The organism is Streptomyces sp. NPDC033221, from assembly GCF_055577005.1.
Map to the genome: position 1 here is coordinate 213,188 of NZ_JBVIQN010000006.1, position 23,199 is coordinate 236,386.

General features: G+C 72.0%; 18 protein-coding genes. 9 read left to right on the forward strand and 9 right to left on the reverse strand.

The window, feature by feature from the left end; genetic code table 11:
• Positions 1–11 precede the first annotated feature (11 nt).
• The 5 genes from truD to ACZ53K_RS10545 all read left to right on the forward strand — a co-directional run bounded on the left by truD (position 12) and on the right by ACZ53K_RS10545 (position 6,393).
• On the forward strand, positions 12–1,058 hold the full coding sequence (gene truD / locus ACZ53K_RS10525; protein WP_468833756.1) for a tRNA pseudouridine(13) synthase TruD: 1,047 nt from the start codon (positions 12–14) through the stop codon (positions 1,056–1,058).
• A 101-nt stretch (positions 1,059–1,159) separates the two neighbouring features.
• Entirely contained in the window at positions 1,160–2,365 is a 1,206-nt protein-coding gene (locus tag ACZ53K_RS10530; RefSeq protein WP_468833758.1) for an ATP-grasp domain-containing protein, read from the forward strand.
• Positions 2,350–3,705 (forward strand): MFS transporter, encoded by a 1,356-nt coding sequence (locus tag ACZ53K_RS10535; RefSeq protein ID WP_468833761.1) that lies wholly within the window; start codon positions 2,350–2,352, stop codon positions 3,703–3,705. Before ACZ53K_RS10530 ends, ACZ53K_RS10535 begins: the two co-directional genes overlap by 16 nt.
• On the forward strand, positions 3,702–5,135 hold the full coding sequence (locus ACZ53K_RS10540) for a hypothetical protein (RefSeq protein ID WP_468833763.1): 1,434 nt from the start codon (positions 3,702–3,704) through the stop codon (positions 5,133–5,135). Before ACZ53K_RS10535 ends, ACZ53K_RS10540 begins: the two co-directional genes overlap by 4 nt.
• 91 nt (positions 5,136–5,226) lie before the next feature.
• A complete protein-coding gene (locus ACZ53K_RS10545) occupies positions 5,227–6,393 on the forward strand; it encodes a glycine amidinotransferase (protein ID WP_468833766.1) in 1,167 nt (388 codons plus the stop codon).
• A 93-nt stretch (positions 6,394–6,486) separates the two neighbouring features.
• Here ACZ53K_RS10545 and ACZ53K_RS10550 read toward each other — a convergent pair whose 3' ends face one another.
• The 5 genes from ACZ53K_RS10550 to wecB form a co-directional block, all read right to left on the reverse strand.
• Positions 6,487–7,113, reverse strand: coding sequence for a hypothetical protein (locus ACZ53K_RS10550; protein ID WP_468833768.1), 627 nt, complete (start codon positions 7,111–7,113; stop codon positions 6,487–6,489).
• Positions 7,114–7,290: 177 nt separating this feature from the next.
• Positions 7,291–9,597 (reverse strand): NHL repeat-containing protein, encoded by a 2,307-nt coding sequence (locus ACZ53K_RS10555; protein WP_468833771.1) that lies wholly within the window; start codon positions 9,595–9,597, stop codon positions 7,291–7,293.
• A gap of 17 nt (positions 9,598–9,614) precedes the next feature.
• Positions 9,615–11,921, reverse strand: coding sequence for an NHL repeat-containing protein (locus ACZ53K_RS10560; protein WP_468833773.1), 2,307 nt, complete (start codon positions 11,919–11,921; stop codon positions 9,615–9,617).
• Between the two features lie 21 nt (positions 11,922–11,942).
• Positions 11,943–12,125, reverse strand: coding sequence for a hypothetical protein (locus ACZ53K_RS10565; RefSeq protein ID WP_468833775.1), 183 nt, complete (start codon positions 12,123–12,125; stop codon positions 11,943–11,945).
• Positions 12,122–13,318, reverse strand: a complete 1,197-nt coding sequence (gene wecB / locus ACZ53K_RS10570; protein WP_468833779.1) for a non-hydrolyzing UDP-N-acetylglucosamine 2-epimerase — start codon at positions 13,316–13,318, stop codon at positions 12,122–12,124. Before wecB ends, ACZ53K_RS10565 begins: the two co-directional genes overlap by 4 nt.
• A 798-nt stretch (positions 13,319–14,116) precedes the next feature.
• Between wecB and ACZ53K_RS10575 the strand changes: the two genes are divergently transcribed.
• The 4 genes from ACZ53K_RS10575 to ACZ53K_RS10590 all read left to right on the forward strand — a co-directional run bounded on the left by ACZ53K_RS10575 (position 14,117) and on the right by ACZ53K_RS10590 (position 17,964).
• Entirely contained in the window at positions 14,117–15,493 is a 1,377-nt protein-coding gene (locus tag ACZ53K_RS10575; RefSeq protein WP_468833781.1) for a glycosyltransferase family 2 protein, read from the forward strand.
• Positions 15,494–15,961: 468 nt separating this feature from the next.
• Positions 15,962–16,735 carry an IclR family transcriptional regulator gene (locus ACZ53K_RS10580; protein ID WP_468834019.1) on the forward strand — a complete coding sequence of 258 codons (774 nt, stop codon included), beginning with the start codon at positions 15,962–15,964 and terminating at the stop codon, positions 16,733–16,735.
• A complete protein-coding gene (locus ACZ53K_RS10585; RefSeq protein WP_468833783.1) occupies positions 16,732–17,607 on the forward strand; it encodes an SMP-30/gluconolactonase/LRE family protein in 876 nt (291 codons plus the stop codon). The genes ACZ53K_RS10580 and ACZ53K_RS10585 overlap by 4 nt, the downstream gene beginning before the upstream one ends.
• A 93-nt stretch (positions 17,608–17,700) precedes the next feature.
• On the forward strand, positions 17,701–17,964 hold the full coding sequence (locus ACZ53K_RS10590) for a DUF5133 domain-containing protein (RefSeq protein WP_468833785.1): 264 nt from the start codon (positions 17,701–17,703) through the stop codon (positions 17,962–17,964).
• A gap of 135 nt (positions 17,965–18,099) precedes the next feature.
• On the opposite strand, the gene mmsB is transcribed toward ACZ53K_RS10590, so the two are convergent.
• From mmsB to ACZ53K_RS10610, 4 genes are read right to left on the reverse strand one after another with little or no spacing between them, the layout of a single operon-like run.
• The gene (gene mmsB / locus ACZ53K_RS10595) at positions 18,100–19,341 is read right to left on the reverse strand and encodes a multiple monosaccharide ABC transporter permease (RefSeq protein WP_468833787.1); all 1,242 of its coding nucleotides are present in this window, start codon (positions 19,339–19,341) and stop codon (positions 18,100–18,102) included.
• A 7-nt stretch (positions 19,342–19,348) separates the two neighbouring features.
• Positions 19,349–20,938 carry an ATP-binding cassette domain-containing protein gene (locus ACZ53K_RS10600; protein WP_468834021.1) on the reverse strand — a complete coding sequence of 530 codons (1,590 nt, stop codon included), beginning with the start codon at positions 20,936–20,938 and terminating at the stop codon, positions 19,349–19,351.
• A gap of 41 nt (positions 20,939–20,979) precedes the next feature.
• The gene (gene chvE, locus ACZ53K_RS10605) at positions 20,980–22,098 is read right to left on the reverse strand and encodes a multiple monosaccharide ABC transporter substrate-binding protein (RefSeq protein ID WP_468833790.1); all 1,119 of its coding nucleotides are present in this window, start codon (positions 22,096–22,098) and stop codon (positions 20,980–20,982) included.
• Positions 22,095–23,063 carry a hypothetical protein gene (locus ACZ53K_RS10610; RefSeq protein ID WP_468833792.1) on the reverse strand — a complete coding sequence of 323 codons (969 nt, stop codon included), beginning with the start codon at positions 23,061–23,063 and terminating at the stop codon, positions 22,095–22,097. Before ACZ53K_RS10610 ends, chvE begins: the two co-directional genes overlap by 4 nt.
• Positions 23,064–23,199 lie beyond the last annotated feature (136 nt).

Below are 23,199 nucleotides of genomic sequence, written 5' to 3' on the forward strand. Positions count from 1 at the left end.
GGGAGAGAAGCATGACCGGCACCTTGGTGCTCAAGCACCGCCCGGAGGACTTCCGGGTACGGGAGAACCTGGTCCTGGCGCTGACCGACGAGGCCACCGCCGACCAGCGCTACCTCCTGCTGCACAAGCGTGGATACACCACGATGGAGGCCGTACGGCTGGTGGCGGACCGGCTCGGGGTACCCAGCCGCGACGTGGGCTATGCCGGCCTCAAGGACGAGGACGGCATCACCGAGCAACTGCTGTCCGTCCCGCTGAAGGTGGCCGCCGCGCTCGGCGAACTACCGTCCGCGGGGCTCGTAGAGGAGACCGGACCGGACCGGCTGCTGAGCCTGAGCCACTACGGCTACGGGCGGGAGCCGCTGCGGGTCGGCCGGCTCAACGGCAACGGATTCCGGGTGGTACTGCGCGGCCTGGACGAGACGACCGCCGCCCGGCTCGCGGCCCGGCACCGGATGAACCTGCTGTTCGTCAACTACTACGACACCCAGCGCTTCGGCGTCCCCGGCGGCCCCCGGCGCACCCACCTGGTCGGCGAGGCGCTGCTCAAGGAGGACTGGGCGCTGGCGCGGCGGGAACTGGCCGGGCTCGGCGCTCCGGAGAGCGGGACCGCCGAGCGGTGGGACGGCCCGGACCGGGACCTCTTCCGCGAACTCGACCCCAGGACCGTGGCCTTCTACCTGGCAGCGCACTCCTCGTACGCATGGAACGCCCAGGTGCGGGAGCTGGTGGGCACCGTCTGCCCCGAAGAGTCAGCGGAGGCCCGCGTCGACGGCCTGCCCTACCGCTTCCCCACCACCGGGCGGGCCGTGGCGGCGCTCCTGGCGGCCTGCCACGAACTGCCGTACACGCGGTACGCGTACCAGGACGGGCCCGTGGAGCGTCCCACGGTGCGGCCCACCGTGATCCAGACGACGGTGACCGCCGAGGAGGAGGGGCCGGACGAGGAGTTCCCCGGGCGCCGGGCCGTGGAGGTGAGCTTCCTGCTGCCGTCCGGCTGCTACGCCACCGCGGCGCTGCGGCAACTGATCGCCCAGTGCTCGGAGCCTGCATCCTAGCTCCGGTCGAGCGCCCGCCTCCCGACACCGCTGCACGCGGCGTTGCCGGAGTGCCCCTACGTAGCTCCCCCCTCTGACCCCCCGCCCCGGAGAGGCCGTCCATGGCGTTGCTGCTGCTCAACCGCAGGCCCATACTCCCGTGCCTGCCGGCCTGGCTGCCGGAGGCGTCCCTGATCGTCCTGACGGCGGAGTCCGCCCTGACCGGGCCCTCGCCCCGCCCGCTGAAGGAGTGCTTCACGCGGCTGGAGACCGTGGAGGACTACGAGTCGGCCGAGGTCGATGAGCTGATCGACTCACTCTGCGCGGACGAGGGCGTGGAACGGGTGGTCACCACGGCCGAGATCGACGTGGTGCGGGCGGCGCGGGCCAGGGAACGCCACGGCCTGCCCGGCCAGTCGGTGGCCGGCGCCCTGGCCTACCGGGACAAGCACCGGATGAAGGCGCTGGCAGCGCGGCACGGCGTCCCGGTGCCCCCCATGGCCCTGGTGCGCGACACCGGTGAGCTGCGGTCCTTCGCGGCTGCCCACGGTCTGCCGGTGGTGGTCAAACCGGCGGACGGCGCGGGCTCGGTCGGCGTCCGGGTGCTGCGCGACCACCGTGCCGTACGGGAGTGCGAACTTCCCGGCGACGGCACCTGGTTGGCCGAACGCTTCGTGGACGGCGTGGTGTGTCACGTGGACGGACTGATGGCGAAGGGGGAGGTGCTGCACGGCATCGCGTCGCGCTACCTGCACGCCAACCTCGACACGGCGGCCCACGGCACCCCGAGCATCAGCGGGATGCTGACGCCGTCGGACCCTCTCGCGGACCGGCTGGCCGGTGCGGCCGCCGCCGTGGTCGCCGCGCTGCCCGCCGTGGAGGAAGTGACCGCCTTTCACGCCGAGTTCTTCCACACGCCGGACGACGAACTCCTCCTGTGCGAGATCGCCTGCCGCCCTGGTGGCTGCGGGATCGTGGAGGCGTACGAACTCTCCACCGGAGTCAACCTCTACGCCGCGCACCTGCGCGGACAAGCCGGGCTGACGGCCGGCGTACCGGATCACGACGGCGCCCGCCCCCGGTACGGGTGGGCCTGGTTCCCGCCCCGGCGCGGCACGCTGCGGCACCTGCCCGCCGCGTGCCCACTGCCCCGGGCCCACCGCTTCGCCGCGTACGGCGAGGTGGGCACGTCCTACGAGGGGCCGCGGTCCAGTACGGACAGCATCGCCGAGCTGGTCTTCCGGGTCGACGCTGCCGAGGAGGTCGAGCCGCAACTGCGCGCGGTCGAGGACTGGTGGTCGGGGGAGGCGCTGTGGGAGACCGGCTGACCCCGGGGACGGAAGGCACGGGAGGTACGGACGCCGCGGACGACGGGCGCGGCGCGGCCGACGCCCCCGGCGAACCGGTGACCCGGCCCGTGGCGCGTACCGGCGCCTTCATGACGGCGATGATCGTCGACGCCGTGGGCAGCGGCGTGTGGATCACCTTCTCGCTGCTGTACTTCACCTACGGCCAGGGCATGGCCCTGACCACCGCCGGCTCCGCGCTGAGCGCGGGAGCGCTGGCCGCGCTGCTGGCCGGCGGGCTGGCCGTCGGAGTGATCACGGACCGGATGGGGCCGTTCCCGGCCGCGACGCTCAGCTGCGCGCTGCGGACACTGGGCTTCCCCTGCTACCTGCTGGCGGACACCCCGATGACGGTCGCCGCCATCGCCTTCACCATCAGCTTCGGCGACCGGCTCTACTGGGCGTCACACGCGGGCCTGGTCGACAGCGTCACCACCTCACAGCAGGTGCAACGCGGCCTGTTCGCCCTGATGAACTCCCTGCGCAACGTCGGCCTCGGGGTGGGTGCGCTGGCCGTGGCCCTGGGCGCCTCCTTCGAGGAAGCCGGCGGCGCTGCCCTGTGGCACGCCATCCCCCTGGTCAACGCGGCGAGCTTCGCCGTCGCCGGGGTGATGTTCCGCTGGGTGGGACGGCCCCTGCGGCCGGCACCCGTCGTGCCACGCAAGGGTGCGAAAGGCCGGGCCTCCTACCGAGGGGTCCTGGCCAACCGCCCCTTCCTCGCCTTCACCGGCGCCACCTTGTCCATCACCCTCTCCAGCGTCGCCTTCGACTCGATCCTGCCCGTCTATCTCCGCTCACTGGGGATGCCACTGTGGATGCCCCCCGTGGCCTACGTGCTCTCCTGTGTGGCGATCCCGGCGTTCCAGCCACTGGCCCTGCGACTGGGCCGCAGATACCGGCCGATGCGGCTGATGGCGCTGGCCGCCGTGCTCATCGCGGTCGCGCTGGCGTCCCTGGTCCCGCTCGGCCGGTTCGGCCAGGCCGGCGGCACGGTCTGGATCGTGCTGACCGTCCTGGTGTTCAGCCTGGGCGAGGCGGTGTTCGGGGCGGTCGCCATGACCATCGTGCTGTCGTTCGCCACCCGGCAGGACGCCGGGCGTTACAGCGCTCTGTACCAGCTCGCGTGGGGACTGTCGGGGGCGCTCGGCCCCGGTGTGCACACGCTGCTGCTGTCGGCGTCGGGCGGCGCGCCGTGGACCGTAATGGCGTGCGCGCTGCTTCTGGGCGCCGCCGTCTATCTCAGACTCGCGCGGACGACACCGTGCGCGCCGACACCCGGGCCGCGCGACGGTGATCCGGCCGGCCGGAAGGGACAGCGATGACCAGCACCACCGGGCGGGCCCCGGGAACACGCCCGCCGGCCGCCGAGGGCGCCCCGCGTTCCGGGGCCGACGCGGAGGAGGCGGACCTCGTCCGCACCGTGCACCAGGCGCTGCGGCGCCTGTGGTCCGGTCGCGGCGTGGTGCTCCTGCTCGACGACTTCGACCACCGGGCCACCTCGCTCGTCGGCGAACTGCGGGCGTGCGGCGCACGGGTGGAAGCGGTGCTCTCACGCACCGGCCCGGGGCCCGGGGCACCCGCCGTCCCGCACAGCCGGCAGTGCCGGGAATCCGGCCCGGAGATGACCCGGCCCGAGTTCGAGGCATGGCTGCGGAACCCGTCCCAGGAGGTACGGCGGTGGCTGGACGGGCTGGACCCCGAACGGCGCTGGACGGCGCTCGGCACGCCCCGCACCGGGGTCGCCGAGTTCCTCGGACGGAAGGTGTACGGGTGGCGGCGCCCCGAATGGGCCGCAGTCGAGGACAAGACCACCATCGACCGGCTGTGGGCCGCCGCCGGAGTGGCCTCGCCGCCCCATGTCGTCGTCGGCGTCGAGCAGTTGCGGCGGGGGCCGGTGGAGATCGGGCTCGCGGAGATCGCCGGCCCGGCCGGTGTCGTGGCCGCCGCCGACTCCACGCGCGGTCATGTCGGCGATTCGCTGGGACTGCGCTGGGTCCCCGACCCGGGCAGGTTCCAGGAGTCCGTACGTGACCTCGCCGACCGGGCCGACCGGGTACGGATCGCCCGCTTCGCGGACGGCGTGCCGTGCAGCGTGCTCGGCATGGCGCTGCCCGACGGCATCGCGGTGTTCACACCGATCGAGATCGTCACCCTCGGCGATCCGGCCACCGGCAGACTGCTGTTCTGCGGCTCCGCCACCCACTGGCGGCCGGGCGCGTCCGCCGACCGCGAGATGCGCGACGCCACGCGGCGCGCGGGCCGGGAACTGGTCCGCACCACCGGCTACCGCGGCATCTTCAGCGTGGACGGACTGCTGACGCCCGACGGCTTCACGGCCACCGAACTCAACCCGCGGCACGCCTCCGGACTCGGTCTGCGGGCCGCGCTGCCCAACTTCCCGGTCTACCTGTTCAACCGGGCGGTTCAGGAGGAGCAGCCCGGTCTGGAGGGGATCGGCAGCGCCGCGCTCGAACGGGTCGTACGCCGGGCGGTGGCTGCGGCGCCGTCGTATTCGCTGACGGTGCCCGTGGCGCATACCGGCCACGCGGGCGCCGCCACGGATGGAGCCGCGCGGCTGCGGCACGGCGGATCGGCGATCGATTACCGCACGGCGGGCGGCATCGCGACGCTGACCGCCGTCTCGCCCCCCGCACCCGGCCACCGTGCCGGGCCTGCCTGCGCCGCCCTCGCCGCCCACCTGGGCGACCCCGGGCTGCGCAGCTTCCCGCTGGGACCCGGAAAACGCCGGTAGCACCACGTACGAGCACGGAAGCGCACGAGCACGGAAGCGCACGAGCACGAAAGCACCAGAGCACCGAAGCGCGAACGAAAGGGCGTACACCATGAGCCGACCGACGAGCCTGGTCAATTCCTGGAACGAATGGGACCCGCTGCGCGAGATCATCGTCGGAGTCGCCGACAACGCCTGCTTCGAGCCGGCCGAGCCGGGGCACCGGCCGCAGTTGCGCACCCCGGACGGCGGTACGGCGCCCTTCCCCACCGGACCCAAACCGGCCGAGATGATCGGCCGTGCCAATGAGCAGCTGGACGGCTTGGCGAGGCTGCTGGAATCGCAGGGCGTCACCGTCCACAGGCCCGAGGCGCCGGACCTGACGAGCCCGCTGCGCACGCCGGACTTCCAGGTGGAGAACCAGTACTGCGTGGTCTGCCCCAGGGACGTCATGATCACGCTCGGCAACGAGATCATCGAGGCCACGATGTCACGCCGCGCCCGGTACTTCGAGTACCAGGCGTACCGCGGACTGGTCTACTCGTACTGGAACAACGACCCCGGCATGGTGTGGACCGTGGCGCCCAAGCCGTCCATGGCCGACTCCATGTACCGCCAGGAATTCTGGGAGTGGCCGCTGGAGGAGCGGCACCGCCGGATGCACTCCTCGGAGTTCTGCGTCACGCAGGACGAGGTGATCTTCGACGCCGCCGACATCAGCCGGTTCGGCCGCGACATCGTCGTACAGGAGTCGATGACCACCAACCGTTCGGGCATCCACTGGCTCAAGCGCCATCTGGAACCGCGCGGTTTCCGGGTCCACCCGGTGCACTTCCCGCTCGACTTCTTCCCCTCGCACATCGACTGCACCTTCGTGCCGCTGCGGCCGGGGCTGGTGCTGACCAACCCCGAGCGGCCGCTGCGCGAGGGCGAGGAACAGCTGTTCCTGCGCAACGGCTGGGAACTGGTCGACGTGCCCCAGCCGTCGTCGACCAACGACGAGATGCCCATGTACTGCCAGTCCTCGAAGTGGCTGTCGATGAACGTGCTGAGCATCTCCCCGACGAAGGTGGTGTGCGAGGAGCGGGAGAAGCCGCTGCAGGACCTGCTCGACAAGCTCGGGTTCGAGGTCTTCCCGGTGCCCTTCCGCGACGTCTTCGAGTACGGCGGATCGCTGCACTGCGCCACCTGGGACGTCAACCGGGAGGGAACGGCCGAGGACTACTTCCCGGTCAACGACTACCGGCCGCTCGCCGAAGGGCCTCGGTCCCTCGGCTGACGGACGGTTCGTGCGGCCCGCACGTACGGCGGAGAGGCGGGGCCGGACACACCCGGCTCCGCCTCCCGGCGCCCCGCTGTCACCGTCCGCCGCCTACGGGCGGACGTACCACCGGTCGAACTCCTCGGCCGTCGTGGCCCCGCCGTCCAGCACCGCGCGGTAGACCTCGTAACTGGGCACCCGCCCGCCGGTGTCGGGCCGCAGGGCCAGTACCTGTTTGATCCGCAGGATGTGCGCCCGGTGGGCGTCCGTCAGCCGCGGCGGCAGCGTACGGACGTGTGCCAGGTCGGGCTGGCGGTCCGGCTCGTCCACGAACCAGATGTCCACGGTCCAGTCCCGCCCGGCCGCGGAGCGGCAGTCAATCTTGAGGTACAGCCCGTCCGGATAGCCGGGATCGGTGTTCCAGTGGCCGGTGTCGTCGCGGAAGCACACCTGCCGTACGCGGTCGTGCACGGCTAATTCGGACCCCACCCTGGCCACCGCCCGCTTCGTGCGGTCCGTCAGCTCCGGGCAGATCACCGTGACGTCGAGATCCGGCACCACCATCAGCCCCAGGGCCGCGCTCCCCACCCGGACGGCCTCGCCCTGCTCCGACAGCATCCGGGCCAGCCCCAGGTCGGCACTCACCGCGTCGGCCTCGGCCTGCAGCTCCGCTTGTCGTGCTGCCAGCTGTTGATCGCTCAGCTCACTGTCACTGTCCACCGACGCGTTCACGCTCATCCTCTCCTCGGTACCTCAACGGCTGACCTGACCGGTCCGTTCTACACGAAGCCGGGGCAAGGTCCGGAGGGCGGGAGGCGCGGGCTTCGTGCGGGGTGACGCCTCGGCCTGGCCGACGCAGCCCGAGGGCCCCGACCGTGCCGCGGTCGGGGCCCTGGGTCTGTGGTGGAGGGGAGGTCAGGTGACGCGGGCGCTCAGCGGTACGGGCGTCAGACGGCCGATGGCGGCCGTGCCGTCGTCGGACCGGGTGCCCGGCTCGGCGTCGGCCAGTGCGCGGATGCCGATGGTGTAGATCAGTGCGGTCTTGTCCGTGGTGCCGGTGTTGACGTGCGGGTTGGAGGAGATGATCAGCGTCCTGCCGTTGTCCTCCAGGCGGGTGTCGAGATTCCCGGTGACGGCGGGCTGGACGTAGTAGTAGCCGTACGAGGCGCCGCCGGTGAAGGCGAAGCCGGTGGGGGCGGTGAAGCGCTGCTCGATGGTGCCTGGGTTGACCGGCTGGTCGGCCAGCGAGCGGATCTCCAGGTTGAAGGTGGTGGACTGGCCGGGGGCGGCCTGCGGCACGCTCTCCTGGGTGGCGCGCAGCGCGGTCTCGTTCTGGGCGGAGCCGGTGATGGTGCCGGAGAGCTGGACGGGCGTGTGCCTGCCGATGCTGGCCGAGCCGTTCTGGAAGGTCCCGGCCGCGGCGTCGGGGCGTGCCTGGACGGGGATGGTGTAGTACAGCGGGCCGGTGTCGCTGATGGTGGTGTTGACGTGCGGGTTGGCGGTGATGGTCAGGGTCCGGCCGCCGTCCTCGATGCGGTAGTCGAGGTTGCCCGAGATCACACCCTGGGCGGTGTTGTAGTACGCGTAGGTCGGCTGCCCGGGAAAGAGGAAGCCGCTCGGGGCGGTGAAGCGCTGGACGATGTCGCCGGGGCTGACGGGGCGGCTGCCGGCCGAGTCGAACTTCACGTTGAACGCGGTGCGCTGGCCGGGAGCCACCTGGGGGATGGTGTCCTGGGTGATGGACAGCGCCCGTTCGTCGGTCGGCGGCGGCGGGACGACGACGATGACCGGCAGCGTGCAGGTGTTGTCCTTGAGGTTGAGGTCGCCGCCGTACTGGATCTCCAGGGTGGAGGTGTACTGGCCGGGGGGCGTGTCACCGGGCACGGTGATGCGGAAGACGCCGTCGAGCGAGCCCTGCTGGGGCTGGAGCTGCTGCCCGGGGAACGTGCGGGACAGACGGTTGCCCGACGTGCCGGCCGGGCCGCGCAGCCCGTCGGCGAGGGTGAGGACGACGGTCACGTACTGGCCGTCGGCCGGGTGGGGGCCGCGGTTCTTGATCCGGGCGCCGAGGTCGAACTCCTGGCCGGTGTGGACCGACGGCGAGCTGACGACCTCGCCGTACAGATCGGCGGTGGGCGGGGGCGGCGGGGTCATGGTGGCGACCTCGGTCACCCCGCGGACGCGGTTGTTGCTCGCGTCGGCGATGTAGAGGTTCCCCGCGCGGTCCAGAGCGATCGACCGGGGCTGGTAGAGCCGGGTGGAGAGGGCGGGCCCACCGTCATCGACGTATCCGGCGGTGCCGTCGCCCGCGACGGTGGCGATGCTGCCGTCCGACGCGACCTTGCGGATGCGCTGGTTGATCGTGTCCGCGATGTAGAGGCTTCCGGCGTCGTCGAGGCACACGTCCAAGGGGGAGCTGATGCGGGTGGAGGTGGCGGGGCCACCGTCGGAGACGTACCCGGCGGTGCCGTCGCCGGCGACGGTGGTGATGATGCCGCGGGTGTCCACCTTGCGGATGCGGTGGTTGCTGCAGTCCGCGATGTAGAGGTTCCCGTTGCCGTCCACCTCCACCCCCGCGGGCTGGTAGAGCTTGGTCGCGGTGGCGGGTCCGCCGTCGGAGACGTATCCGGCCTGGCCGTTGCCCGCGACGGTGGTGATGATGCCCCGGGTGTCCACCTTGCGGACCCGGTGGTTGCCCCATTCACCGATGTAGAGGTTCCCCTGGAGGTCGACCGCTACGCCGGTCGGCGTATTGATCTGGGTGGCGGTGGCGGGCCCTCCGTCGGAGACGTAACCGGCCTGTCCGTTGCCGGCGACGGTGGTGATGATGCCCCGCGGGTCCACCTTGCGGATGCGGTGGTTGTTGAGATCCGCGATGAAGAGATTGCCCTCGTCGTCGATCGCCACGGCCGAGGGACCGTTGAGCGGGGTGGCGGTGGCGGGTCCGCCGTCGGAGATGTATCCGGCGATGCCGTTGCCCGCGACGGTGGTGATGATCCCCTGCGGGGTCACCCGGCGGATCCGGTGGCTGCTCCGCTCGGCGATGTAGAGGTTCCCGTTCTTGTCCAGCGCCACGCCGTGCGGCCAGTTGAGCTGGGTGAGGGTGGCGGGCCCGCCGTCGGAGAGGTATCCGGCGGTGCCGTTGCCCGCCACCGTGGCGATGCATCCTTGCGCGATGCCCGCGGGCTGCGGGCCCCTTCCGGGAGTGGTCTCGGTTGCCATGGGAACTCCTCCCGTGGTCAGAGAACTTGGGCGGACAGCGGTACGGGCGCGAGGCGGCCGATGACGGCCTGGCCGTCGTCGGGCTGGGTGCCGGGTGTCGCGTTGGGCAGGGCGCGGATGCCGAGGGTGTAGATCAGCGCCGTCTTGTCGGTGGTCCCGGTGTTCAGATGCGGGTTGGAGTTGATGACGAGGGTCTTGTCGCCGTCCTCCAGCCGGGCCTCCAGGTTTCCGGTCACGTACGGCGTCACGAAGTAGTAGCCGTACGAGGCGCTGCCGGTGAAGACGAAGCCGGTGGGGGCGGTGAAGCGCTGCTCGATCGTGCCGGGGTTGACCGGCTGATGGCTCAGCGACCGCAGCTCCAGATTGAACGTGGTGTGCTGGCCCGGCGCGGCCGCGGGCACCGACTCCTGCACGGCACGCAGCGCCGTCTCGTCCTGGGCGGTGCCCGAGATGGTGCCGGAGAGCTGGACCGGGGTGTGCCGGCCGACGCTCGCCGAGCCGTTGTCGTACCGTCCGGGCAGCGCGTCGGTGCGGGCCTGCACCGGAATGGTGTAGATCACCGAGCCGGTGTCACTGGTGGTGGTGTTGACATGCGGATTCGCCGTGACGATCAGCGTCCGTCCGCCGTCGTGGATCTGGTGGCCCAGGTTTCCGGAGATGACCCCGTGGATGGTCTCGTAGTACGCGTAGGTGGGCTGCCCGGTGAAGACGAACCCGGTCGGCGCGGTGAAGCGCTGGACGATCGTGCCGGGGTTGACCGGCTGCCCGGCGGGCGAGGTGTAGCGCAGGTTGAAGGCGGCGCTCTGGCCCGGAGCGACCTTGGGGACGGTGTCCTGGAAGATCGTCAGCGCCGTCTCGTCCGCCACGGGGTCGGGCACCACGACCGTGACGGGCAGGGTGTACGCGTTGTCCTTGAGGTTGAGGTCGCCGCCGTACTGGACCTCCAGCGTGGAGAGGTACGTGCCGGGCGGGGTGCTCTCCGGCGCGCTGACCCGGAACACGCCGTCCAGAATCCCCTGCTGGGCCGGCAGTTGCTGGCCGGTGAAGGTGCGGGTGAGCCGCCGGCCGCTGGTGCCGGGGCCGCCGACGAGACCGTCGGCCAGGTTCAGCACCACGGTCACGTACTGCCCGTCGGCCGGGTTGGGGCCGCGGTTGCGGATCCGCGCGCCGAGGTCGAATTCCTGGTCGCGCTGCACGCGGTAGGGGCTGACGACCTCGCCGTACAGATCGGCGGTCGGCGGGGGCGGCGGCGTCATCTGCGCCACGGCCGTCACCCCGCGGATGCGGTGGTTGTTGCAGTCCGCGATGTACAGGTTGCCGCTCCGGTCCAGGGCGATGCCGTAGGGGTAGTAGAGCCGGGTGCCGACGGCGGGACCGCCGTCGTCCACGTATCCGGCGGTGCCGTTGCCCGCGACGGTGGTGATGATGCCGTCCGAAGTGATCTTGCGGATCCGCTGGTTGTGCCCGTCGCCGATGTACAGGCTCCCGGCCTCGTCCAGCGCCAGGCCCCACGGGTAGTGGAGCCGGGTGCCGAGGGCGGGGCCGCCGTCCGACACGTAACCGGCGGTGCCGTTGCCGGCCACGGTGGTGATGATGCCGTTGGGAGTCACCTTGCGGATGCGGTGGTTGTGCCGGTCGGCGATGTACAGACTGCCTGCGGCGTCCACCGCCAGACCCAAGGGGTAGTGGAGGCGGGTGGCGATGGCGGGTCCGCCGTCGGAGACGTAACCGGCGGTGCCGTTGCCGGCCACGGTGGTGATGATGCCCTGGGGGTTCACCTTGCGGATCCGGTGGTTGCCGTGGTCCGAGATGAAGAGGTTGCCGGAGCGGTCGACGGCCAGCGCCCAGGGGGTGTTGAGCGGGGTGGCGATGGCGGGGCCGCCGTCGGAGACGTATCCGGCGGTGCCGTTGCCTGCCACGGTGGTGATGATGCCGTTGGGCGTCACCTTGCGGACCCGGTGATTGTTGGTGTCCGCGATGTAGAGGTTGCCCGCGTCGTCCACGACCACGTCGCCGGGGTAGTGGAGCCGGGTGGCGAGCGCGGGCCCGCCGTCGGAGATGAAACCGGCGGTGCCGTCTCCCGCGACGGTGGTGATGTTGCCGTTCGGGGTGACCTTGCGGACGCGGTGGTTGTACCGGTCGGCGATGTACAGGTTGCCCTGCTTGTCTACGGTCACCCCGGTGGGGTAGTGGACCCGGGTCAGCGCTCCGTGCCCCCCGTCGGAGATGAATCCGGCCACGCCGTTGCCGGCGACGGTGGCGATCGCGCCGTCGGCCAGGCCCGCGGGCTGCGGACCGGCTCCTGTGCTGGATGCGGTGGTCATGATTGCTGCTCCTGTCGTGAATCAGAGGACGTGGACGGACAGCGGTACGGGTGCCGGGCGCCCGATGGCGGCCTGGGCGTGGTAACAGCCGTACGGGGAGTTGTCTGCGATGCCGGTGGGGGCGTTGAAGCGCTGGACGGCCGCGCCGTCGCCGGCGACCGTGATGACCGTGCCGATGACGGGCACGGTGGCGGGAGCGGTCATCGCATCGCCTCGGCAGAGATGTCGGACGGCCTGGGGGCCCGGCCCAGCAGCCAGCCGCAGGCGGCGGCGCAGCGCCGGGCGGCCCGCCCGTCGCCGTACGGGTTGGGCCGGGGGAATGGCAGGTTCGGCTTATTGACGTCCAGCACGCCCTCGCGGGCGAATTCCTTTTCGGCCGCCGCCACGATCTCCGTCTCGTCCGTACCGACGAGCCGGGCCAGACCGGAATCGATCCCTTCGGTCCGCTCGGTGTTGTCCCGGGTCACCAGAACCGGCAGACCGAAGGCCGCCGCCTCCTCCTGGATTCCGCCGGAGTCGGTGATGGCCAGAACGGACCGGGACAGGAGGCGGGCGAAGGCGTCGTACGGAATCGGGCCGGGCAGCCGAACGTTGGGTATGCCGCGCAGCGATTCCTCGATCGCCGTACGGACCGCGGGATTCATATGCGCCGCGACGACGAACGTCACCTCGGGATATTGACGGCTCAGGGTGGCCACCGCCCGGCCCACCCGCCGGATCGGCTCGCCCCAGTTCTCCCGCCGGTGTGCGGTCACCACGACCAGGGGAGCGGAATTCCGGTCGATTCCCCGGAGTTCGGATACGGCACGGGGGCGCGGGCTCCGGCTCGCGGCGACGACGGCGTCGATCACCGTGTTGCCCGTCACCACGATCCGGTCGGCCGCCACCCCCTCGGCGAGCAGGTTCCGGCGGGCGGCGAGGGTGGGCGCCAGGTGGAGGCCGCTCAGCTCGGCGATCATCCGGCGGTGGGCCTCCTCCGGGAACGGGCTCAGCACGTCACCGGAGCGCAGCCCCGCCTCCACGTGCACGACCGGGATCTTGGCGAAGAAGGCGGCCATCGCCCCGGCCAGCGCGGACGAGGTGTCCCCCTGGACGAGCACCGCGTGTACGGCGGGTGCGCGCAGCCGGGGGCCGAGCCCGCTGAGCAGACCGGCCGTCAGCTCGGTGACCGACCCGGTGCTGGCCGTGCGGCCCGTACCGGGGGGCGGGTCCGGTTCGGCTTCGGGGCGCAGTCCGAAGCAGGCGAGGGTGTCCCGTACGACCGTGCCGTGCTGTCCGGTGGTGAGCACGGCCGGCTCGGCCCAGCGCGTCCGTTGTAATGCGCGGACGATCGGAGCGAGTTTGATGGCTTCCGGGCGGGTGCCCACGACAATGGCGACGCACTGTCGGCCGCTCAATTCCGAGTCGTTTCCGGGTGGGGTGCGGGAGGGGAGATCAGGCGCATGGAGACACCGTTCATCGCGTCGGTATACGGCGGGTTCGCGTAAGGGCGAGGCAGCTCACTGACGTTGAACATGCGACGTGTTGCACCTGTGGCAGGCGACGGCGGAGAATGCAGGTGTGGTCCGGCACTCATTCCGCGTCCGCTGACGCTAAACGCCGGGACATAACGTGGGCAATGGTTCCGGAGTCATGGGATTGGCCGGATCGAACCAATAGGCCTGCTGGGAAAACGGAAAAGCCCAGGTGCCCACGGCCGTCCGTGATTTCCCGGGCCCGGGCCATCGACGCAAAACCGTCACCGGGCGGCGCCGGGGCGCCACGGCGGGGACTGGCCATCGGCCGCGTGGTGGTTCACAGTGGTCACTGCCCGCCCCGCCCCGGCTCGATCCGGTGCCCGATCCGCTGTCTGACCTGCGTACCCGCTGGCCTGCGCACAGGACGTCCTGCCGCCCGGAGGTGCCGCCCGTCCATGTACCTGGGACCCACCTGGCCGCTGGCAGGCGGCATGGCGGCGGCACGCGTCGGCACGTCCGGTGGACGCGGTGTCCTCACAGCCGCCATCGGCGCGGCCGTGGTACCGCTGACTTTCGTTCTGGGGCGGGAGATCCAGCGCAGGCTGGGGCGCGGTGGCCGGCCCGTGCCCGCGCACCTGCCCCGGCCCGGCCGCCCGGACGCGCCGATCCGTACCCGGCCGTCTCCCGCCACACCCGCCCTGGCCGCCGAGGCCCGTCGTCACAAAGGGAGGCACCCGGGTGAGACCCGCCCTGCTCAAGACCGTTGACACCATCGGCCGCACCGTCATCGGCCTGTCCGCCGGCTATCTCGCCCTGGCCATGGGGGCGGGGCTGCTCGAACTGCGCCGCCAGAAAGCCACATTACGGGCCCAGGGCAACACCTCCTACGGCCGCCCGCACCTCGGCCGCCGCGACCGCCACCACCTCTACGTCCTCGTACCCTGCCTCGACGAGGAGTCGGTGATCGGCGCGACGGTCAGTGGCCTCCTCGGCCCGCGCACCACCGTCCTGGTCGTCGACGACGGCTCGGAGGACGCCACGGGGGCTGTCGCCGAGCAGGCGGGCGCGGCGGCCCACGCGGCCGGACAACAGGGCGAAGTGACCATTCTGCGGCGCGAGCCGCCGGACGCCCGGCAGGGCAAGGGCGAGGCCCTCAACCACGCCATCCGCGTGGTGCGCGAGCGCGTCGCGGCACTCGGGCAGGACCCCGCACAGACCGTGGTGTGCGTCATGGACGCCGACGGCCGCCTCTCCGACCGGGCGCTGTCCCACGTCCTGGCGCTCTTCGACGACCCGCGGGTCGGCGGGGTCCAGCTCGGCGTCCGCATCCGCAACCGCCGCTCGAACTTCCTGACCTGGTTCCAGGACTACCAGTTCTGGGCGATGGCTGCCGTCACCCAGTTCGGCCGCAACCTCACCAAGACCGTCAGCCTCGGCGGCAACGGTCAGTTCACCCGCCTCTCCGCCCTCGACGGCCTCGGCGAACGCCCCTGGTCCCCGTCCCTCACCGAAGACCTCGACCTGGCCATCAGCCTCGCCGTGCGCGGCTGGCGGCTGCGCACCACCGCACACGCCTCCGTCGACCAGCAGGGCGTCAGCGACCTGCGGCGTCTCATCCGTCAGCGCACCCGCTGGTACCAGGGCCACATGACCGCGATCGGGCGCATGGGCGAGATCTGGCGCGCCCCGCGCATGGGCCACCTGGCGGCCCTGGAGATGTTCGCCTACCTGCTGGTGCCCTGGGTCCTCGACCTGCCCTGGTCCCTGCTCTTCCAGTACTGCCTGTACTGGTTCGTCCGCCACCCTGACGTCCTGGTCCTGCGGGGCAGACCGGCCGCCGCCGTCAACGGCACCTGGCTGCGCCTCCCCCTCAACCTCCTCGCCTGGTACCTGCTGGCCTTCGCCCCCGCCCTGATCACCTCCTGGGCCTATCTGCGCCGCGACAGGAACGTCGGCCTGCCTCGGGCCCTGCTCATGGGCCACTCCTTCGTCGGGATGAACTACATGTCGTTCCTCTGCGCCTGGAGGGCACTGTTCCGCATGCTGCGCGGACAGACGGGGTGGACCAAGACGACCCGCGAGGCGGAGGCGGTGGGGGCGGCCGCCGGTGCGTGACACGACTGATGACTGGGCCACGTCCTCCCACAGCGCCACGACTGTGCCGGGCTCGCACAGGTGCGGCCGTTCGCGCCGTCCGTTTCCGGCCGCCGCCCTCGCCTTACGAGCCGCCGCCCGTACCCGGCGGGTCTCCTGGAGGGCGGCCTGCCAGTCGTACGCGCCCCGCGTGATCCGCTCGGTCAGCCACGCGAACGCGGCTTCCCCGTCGTCGGCCTCCCCGACGGTGAGTATGCCGGACGCGATCCGGCGCTGACCGGGGGCTTCCGACGCGGTCGTGGGACCGACCGCCGGGGAAGGCTGCCACCCGTTCACCACAGGACACCACCAGGACGACACGGGCACCGGCCGGGACCGTTGCCGAGGGGGGTGGTGCGGCCTAGGCTCTGTCCGTGATACCGGTAGGTGGCCGGTATGCCGAACGTCCGGCGGGACCGGCGGTACGGGACGGATGAAGGGCGTGAGCACATGGGGCGGCTCGTGCCCGCGGTGACGCGGGCCCTGGACATAATGGAGCTCTTCCTCGACGGGGACGGCACGCTGTCCGCCCCCGACATCACCCGCAGACTCGGCCTGCCGCGCACGAGCGTGCACGAGCTGGTCAGCACGCTCGTCGCGCGCAACTACCTCGCGTACGTACCCGAGCAGCCGGGGCGCTTCCGGCTCGGGGTGCGGGCGTACCAGCTCGGCAGCCGGTACGCGGAGCAGCTCGACCTGGCGGCCGAGGGGGAACGGGTGGCCCGTGAGGTCGCCGAGACGTGCGGGGAGACCGTGCACGTCGCACTGCTCGAAGGGGCCGACGTCATCTACGTCGCCAAGGTGGACAGCATCCACGCCGTACGCATGGTGTCCGCGGCGGGCCGCCGGCTGCCCGCGCACTGCACCGCCGTCGGCAAGATGCTGCTCGCCTCGCTGCCGGAGCCCGCGCTCGCCGAACGCGTACCGGCGGGTGGTGAGCTGACGGCGATGACGGAGCACAGCGTCACCTCGCCGCAGGAGCTGCGGGACCAGCTCACGCTGATCAGGGACCGCGGCGTCGCCGTTGAGCAGCGCGAGTCCAACCCGGACGTCAGCTGTGTGGCGGCGCCTGTGCGGGACCGGTCGGGGCGGGTCGTGGCGGCGCTCAGCGTCTCGGTGCCGATGATCCGGTGGAGCGAGGAGCGGTGCGCCGAGCTGGCCGGGCTGGCCCGCGGGGGTGCCGGGGAGCTGTCCGCGCGGCTCGGATACCGGGGGCGGCCGTGACCGGGGCCAGGTCCGGAGACAGGGCCTGGGAGGTGGCCGTCGACGCGCCGGCCCGGCTCGGCGAGGGGCCCACCTGGGACGCCCGCGCCGGGCGGCTGATCTGGGTGGACATCCTCTCCGCGCGCGTCCACACCTTCGACCCGGTCACCGGCCGCCGTACCGTGCTGGCCACCGAGCAGCACGTCGGCGCGGCCAAACCACGGGCCGGGGGCGGGCTGGTGGTCAACCTGCGGGACGGCGTGGGTGTGTACGACGCGGCGGGCGCGTTCTCCTGGCTGTGCCGCGAGCCGGTGGCGGGGTGCCGGGGCAACGACGCGGCCGTGGCGCCCGACGGCTCCCTGTGGGCGGGCACCATGGCGTACGACGAGGCGCCGGGCCGCGGCACGCTGACCCGGATCGCGCCGGACGGCCGGGCCACCCGTGTCCTGTCGCACGTCACGGTCAGCAACGGCACCGGGTGGAGCCCGGACGGCCGGCTGATGTACTACATCGACACTCCCACCCGGCGCGTCGACGTCTTCGACGTGACGGACGACGGGCTGGTGACCGGCCGCCGCCCGTTCGTGGAGATCGAGGAGCCGGCGGACACGGCGGGCTACCCGGACGGGCTGACGGTGGACGCCGACGGTGGCGTGTGGGTGGCGATGTTCAAGGGCGCGCAGGTGCGGCACTACAGCGCCGACGGCGTGCTGGAACGGGTCCTGCCGATGCCGGTCGGCTGCCCCACGGCCTGCGCGTTCGGCGGTGCGGCGCGCACCGATCTGTACGTCACCACGGCATGCGGCGGACCGGGCGCGGCGCCGCTCGGCGGTTCGCTGCTGGTGGTGCCGGACGCGGGGCGGGGGCTGGCGCAGCCCGAGTTCGCCGGGTGAGACGGGCGGTGAAAAGTCAGGGGCGTACGGGTGGGGCGGCCGGGTACAAGGAGCGCAGTTGTTCCTTGACGGTGGCGAACGAGGAGGCCCCTGATGTTGCTGGCTCACCCTGTTGTACTGCGTGACCTGGTCGAGCAGTACGAGACGCTGCGCGTACTGAACGCGGCGGACGGGAGCCCGGAGGTCCGGCAGCGGATGGACGACGTCGCCTACACCCTGTGCGTCTCCACCGGCACCCGCGATGTCGACACCGCGCTGATCGCGGCCCGGCACCGGCTGCCGGGCGCCCGGGTCGAGGACGACTCCGTACTCTCCGACCTGCCGGTCCGGGACGAGACGGCACTGCCCGCCGCCTGACCCGTCCACGGGCGCGAGACACCGGGCCGGACACCGGGCCCGGGCGCCGCCGTACGGGCCACCCGCCATTCCGGGGCCCCGCCGTCGAACGGCAGGGCCCCGGCGCGCTGCGGCCGGCCTTTCACGCCGGCCGTGCTACGTACCGGTCCGCCGCTTGTTCCAGACGTCGAAGCCGACCGCGGCCAGCAGCACCAGCCCCTTGATGAGCTGCTGGTAGTCGGTGCCGATACCGACCAGCGACATGCCGTTGTTCAGTACGCCGAGCACCAGTGCGCCGACGACCGCGCCGAACACGGTGCCGATGCCGCCGCTCATGGAGGCGCCGCCGATGAACGCCGCCGCTATCGCCTCCAGTTCGAAGTTGATGCCCGCCTGCGGGGTGCCCGCGTTGAGGCGGGCCGCGTAGACGCAGCCGGCCAGCGCGGCGAGGACGCCCATCGTGACGAAGACGAGGAACGTGACGCGCGCGTCCTTGACGCCGGAGAGGCGGGCCGCCGCCCGGTTGCCGCCGAGCGCGTGGACATGGCGGCCGACGACCGCGTCCCGCATGACGAAGCCCAGCCCCAGCAGCAGCACGCACATGATCAGCAGTACCACCGGCACGCCGTGGTAACTGGCCAGCGTCAGCGTGAACGCCGCCACGGCCGCCGTGCCGGCAGCGCACTTCAGCAGCCACAGGGAACGCGGCAGCACCTCCAGTCCGTGGGCGGCCCTGCGCCTGCGGTCGCGCCGTTCGCGCAGCAGGAAACCGGCCACCACGAGCAGCCCGATCACCAGGGTGGGGTTGTGATACTGCGTATACGGCCCCATTTCCGGCAGGAAGCCCTGGGCGAGATCCTGGAAGGCGCCGGGGAACGGGGACAGTGACTGCCCGGCCAGGACGATCTGGGTCGCGCCCCGGAACAGCAGCATCCCGGCGAGGGTGACGATGAAGGACGGGATGCCGACGTAGGCGATCCAAAACCCCTGCCAGGCACCGGCCGCCGCTCCGATGAGCAGGCACAGCAGCAGCGCGGCCACCCAGTGGACGTGGTGCTGCACCATCAAAACGGCGGCCACGGCCCCCACGAAGGCGGCCAGCGAGCCGACGGACAGGTCGATGTGCCCGGCCACGATCACGATCATCATGCCCATGGCCAGGATGAGGATGTAGCTGTTCTGCTGGACGATGTTGGAGACATTGTTGGGCAGCAGCAGCGCGTTGCCGGTCCAGATCTGGAAGAGCACGACGATGACCGCCAACGCGATGATCATGCCGTACTGCCGCAGATTGCCGCGTATCGCACGCAGCAGCAGGGCGCCGGCCGACGGACCGGGCCCCGCGCCGGACGGCGGGCCTGCCGGATGCTCGGCGGACGGTCGGACTGCGGTGGTCATGGGCGCCTCAGCTCTCGTCCGTGGGGAAGGGGCGGATGGCCTGCGGCTCCCGGGAAGCCGGAGGCGGCGGCTCGATGGTCATGAGACGCATCAGCGCCTCCTGCGTCGCCTGCGCGCGCGTCAGTTCGCCGGTCACCCGGCCGGCCGCCATCGTGTAGAGGCGGTCGCACAGGCCCAGCAACTCCGGCAGTTCGGACGAAATCAGCAGCACCGCCTTGCCCCGGGCCGCCAGTTGCCCGATCACCGCGTGGATCTCGTACTTGGCGCCCACGTCCACACCACGGGTCGGCTCGTCGAGGATCAGCACCTCCGGGTCGGCCAGCAGCCACTTGCCCAGCACGACCTTCTGCTGGTTGCCGCCGCTGAGCCGCCCCACCGGCTCGAAGACCGTACGGGACTTGATGCCCAGCGACGTACGGAAGTCCTCGGCCGCCCGCCGCTCCGCGTGCCGGTCGACCACCCCGCGCCGGGCCAGCCCGGGCAGCGCGGCCAGCGAGATGTTGCGGTGCACGGTGTCCAGGAGGTTCAGGCCGTAGGTCTTGCGGTCCTCCGTGACGTAGGCGAGGCCGCGCGCCACCGCCTGCGGCACCGTACGCAGCACGACCGGCCGGCCGCCGAGGCACACCGTGCCGCCCGCGTACCGCCCGTAGGAGCGGCCGAAGACGCTCATCGCCAGCTCGGTACGGCCGGCGCCCACCAGCCCGGCCAGGCCGACGATCTCCCCGCGCCGTACGTGCAGCGACGCGCCGTCCACCACCTTGCGCCGCTGGTCGACGGGGTGGTGCACGGTCCACCCCCGGACGGCGAGCGCCGCTTCGCCCGCGTCCGGTCCCGTGTAGCGGGTGCGCGGCGGGAAGCGCCGGTCCAGGTCCCGGCCGACCATGGCGCGGATGATGCGCTCCTCGGAGACGGCCGGTACGGCGCCGGGCCGCTCCCGTACGGTCAGCGTCTTCACGGTGCGCCCGTCGCGCAGCACCGTCACGGTGTCCGCGACCCGCCTGATCTCGCCCAGCTTGTGCGAGATCAGGACGCAGGCCACGCCCTGGTCGCGCAGCCGGCACACCAGGTCCAGCAGGTGGTCGCTGTCCGTGTCGTTGAGCGCGGCGGTCGGCTCGTCGAGGATCAGCAGCCGTACCTCCTTGGCCAGCGCCTTGGCGATCTCCACCAGCTGCTGCTTGCCGACGCCGAGACCGGCGACGCGGGTGCGCGGGTCCTCCGCCAGGCCCACCCGTTCCAGCAGCGCGGACGCCTGCCGCAGCGTCTCGTACCGGCCGATGACGCCGCGCCGGGCCCGCTCGTTGCCGAGGAAGATGTTCTCCGCCACCGACAGGCAGGGAACCAGCGCCAGTTCCTGGTGGACGATGACGATGCCGTGGCGCTCACCGGCCCGGATGTCGCGGAACGCGCACCGGACACCGCCGAAGCGGATCTCACCCGTGTAACTGCCGTGCGGGTACACCCCGCTGAGAATGTTCATCAGGGTCGACTTGCCCGCGCCGTTCTCCCCGCAGACGGCGTGGATCTCCCCGGCGCGCACGGTCAGCCGTACGTCGTCGAGCGCGGTGACACCGCCGAACGTCTTGGTGATGCCGCGCATCTCCAGCACGGACGCGTCCTTGTCAACGGCCGCGCGCCCGCTCACCGGGCACCGCCCAGGTCAGCGGCCTTCAGATAGCCCTCCTCGACGAGGATGCGGGTGTTGCGGCGGTCCACACTGACCGGGTCGAGAAGGTAGGCGGGCACCACCCGGGCACCGTTGTGGTACGTCTTCGCGTCGTTGACCTGCGGCTTCCTGCCGTGCAGTACGGCGTCGCCCATCAGCACCGCCTGCCGCGCGAGCTTGCGGGTGTCCTTGTAGACGGTCTGCGTCTGCTGCCCGGCCAGGATGGACTTCACGGACGCCAGCTCCGCGTCCTGCCCGGTCACGACGGGGTACGGCAGGTCGGCGGACCCGTAACCGACGCTTTTCAGGGCCGAGATGACGCCGATGGAGATGCCGTCGTACGGGGAGAGCACCGCGTTCAGCCGGGTGGCGCCGTAGTGCTTGCTCAGCAGGTCGTCCATCCGCTTCTGCGCCGTACCACCGTCCCAGCGCAGGGTGGTCGCCTGGTTCAGCGCGGTCTGCCCGCTGCGGACCACGAGCTGACCGCGGGTCAGGTAGGGGCGGAGTTCGGCCAGCGCGCCGTTCCAGAAGTACTTGGTGTTGTTGTCGTCGGGCGACCCGGCGAACAGCTCGATGGTGAACCGCTCGCCCCCGCGCGCGTCGAGCCGCAGCTTGTCGGCGATGTAGCGGCCCTGGAGACGGCCGACCCGGGCGTTGTCGAAGGAGGCGTAGTAATCGACGTCCGGGGTGCCGAGCACCAGCCGGTCGTACGAGATCACCGCGGCCCCGGATTCCTTGGCGCGGCGCAGCACATCGGTGAGCGCCGACCCGTCGATGGCCGCCACGACCAGCAGCCGGTGCCCTTTGGCGACCATGTTCTCCAGCTGCGCGACCTGGTTGTCGACCCGGTCGTCGCCGTACTGGAGGTCCGTACGGTAGCCCCTGGCCCGGAACTCCTTCGCCATGTGGCGGCCGTCGGCCAGCCACCGTTCGGAGGATTTGGTGGGCATCGCGATGCCGACGGTGCCCCCGGCGCCGCCGGGCCGGTACCGGCTGCCGCCCTTGGCCTCCTGCCCGCAGCCGGCCAGCCCGAAGCCCAGGGCGAGCGTCGCGGCCAGGGCGGTCCGGCGAGGGACGTGCAAGGGGGAGGTCATCGGACCTCCTCGGGTATCGGGAAGCGGCGCAGGTCGCCCGGCAGCCGGGAGCCGGGCGGAGACATGCGGCCGTCCGCACCGAGCCGGGCCAGCAGATCCAGCACCAGCCGGCCGCGCCGCACCCGCTCGCGCGCGCAGTCCAGGGCGGCCGCGCGCAGCTGCGCGCCGTAGGGGTAGAGCACGGGGGAGCGGCTGAGCCCGAACTTCAGGTACAGGGGCGCGCCGCGCCGGATGAGCTGCGCCACGTCGTACATCCGCACGTAACCGCCGAGGTCATCTGGGGATTCGACATAGAAGTCCATCGGCGCGCGCGAAACACGGCGGATCTGGGTGAGCCGGTCCAGCGTGAGGTCACTGGGCACGTTGACGGAGTCGGCCCCGAGCCGCTCGAAAATCTCGTACGACGCCGGGTTGACCGGCCCGATCAGCGCGGAAACCTTGAACGTGGTGCCGGCGGGCAGCACACCGGACGACCGCAGCCGGTGCAGTAACCACAGCACGCCCTCGTCGGCGACCAGCAGACAGCGCACGCCCAGACCGGTGGCGCGCAGCGCGTCCTCGACGCAGCCGGCCACCGCCTCCTGGCCCCGGGCGCGCGGCCCGGCGCCGCCGCCGACGTCCCAGGTGCCGCGCGGCCCGGTGAACAGACACAGCTCCGTCCCGTGCGCGGCGCAGGCGCTGAGCATGTCGGTGATCTCGCCGTCGGTCAGCATCCAGACGCCGCTGCCCTGGCTGACGCGGTGAACGGGCACGCCGAGCCGCCCGGCCTCCGCGAAGACGGCGGCCAGGACTTCGGGGCCTTCGACGGAGGGGATTTCGGTGCGCCAGGTGCCGCCGTCGGGGAACGCGTACGGGGAGGCGTCGGCGGGGTCGTCGGCGGGGGCGGCGTGGCCCAGCGGCGCGAGGGCGTGGCCGGCCGGGTGCCGGAAGGGGTGGGGGTGGCTTGCGGAGGGGGGCGCGGTCATGGGGCTCCTTGTTCGAGATATCGGGCGGCGTTCGAGGCGTCGGGCCGTTTGGGGCTTCGGACCGTTCGGGCTTCGGCCTTCGGGGAGGAAGAGGCGCGGCAGGGGCGGCCTGAGCGCTCAGGCCCGGCGACCGCGG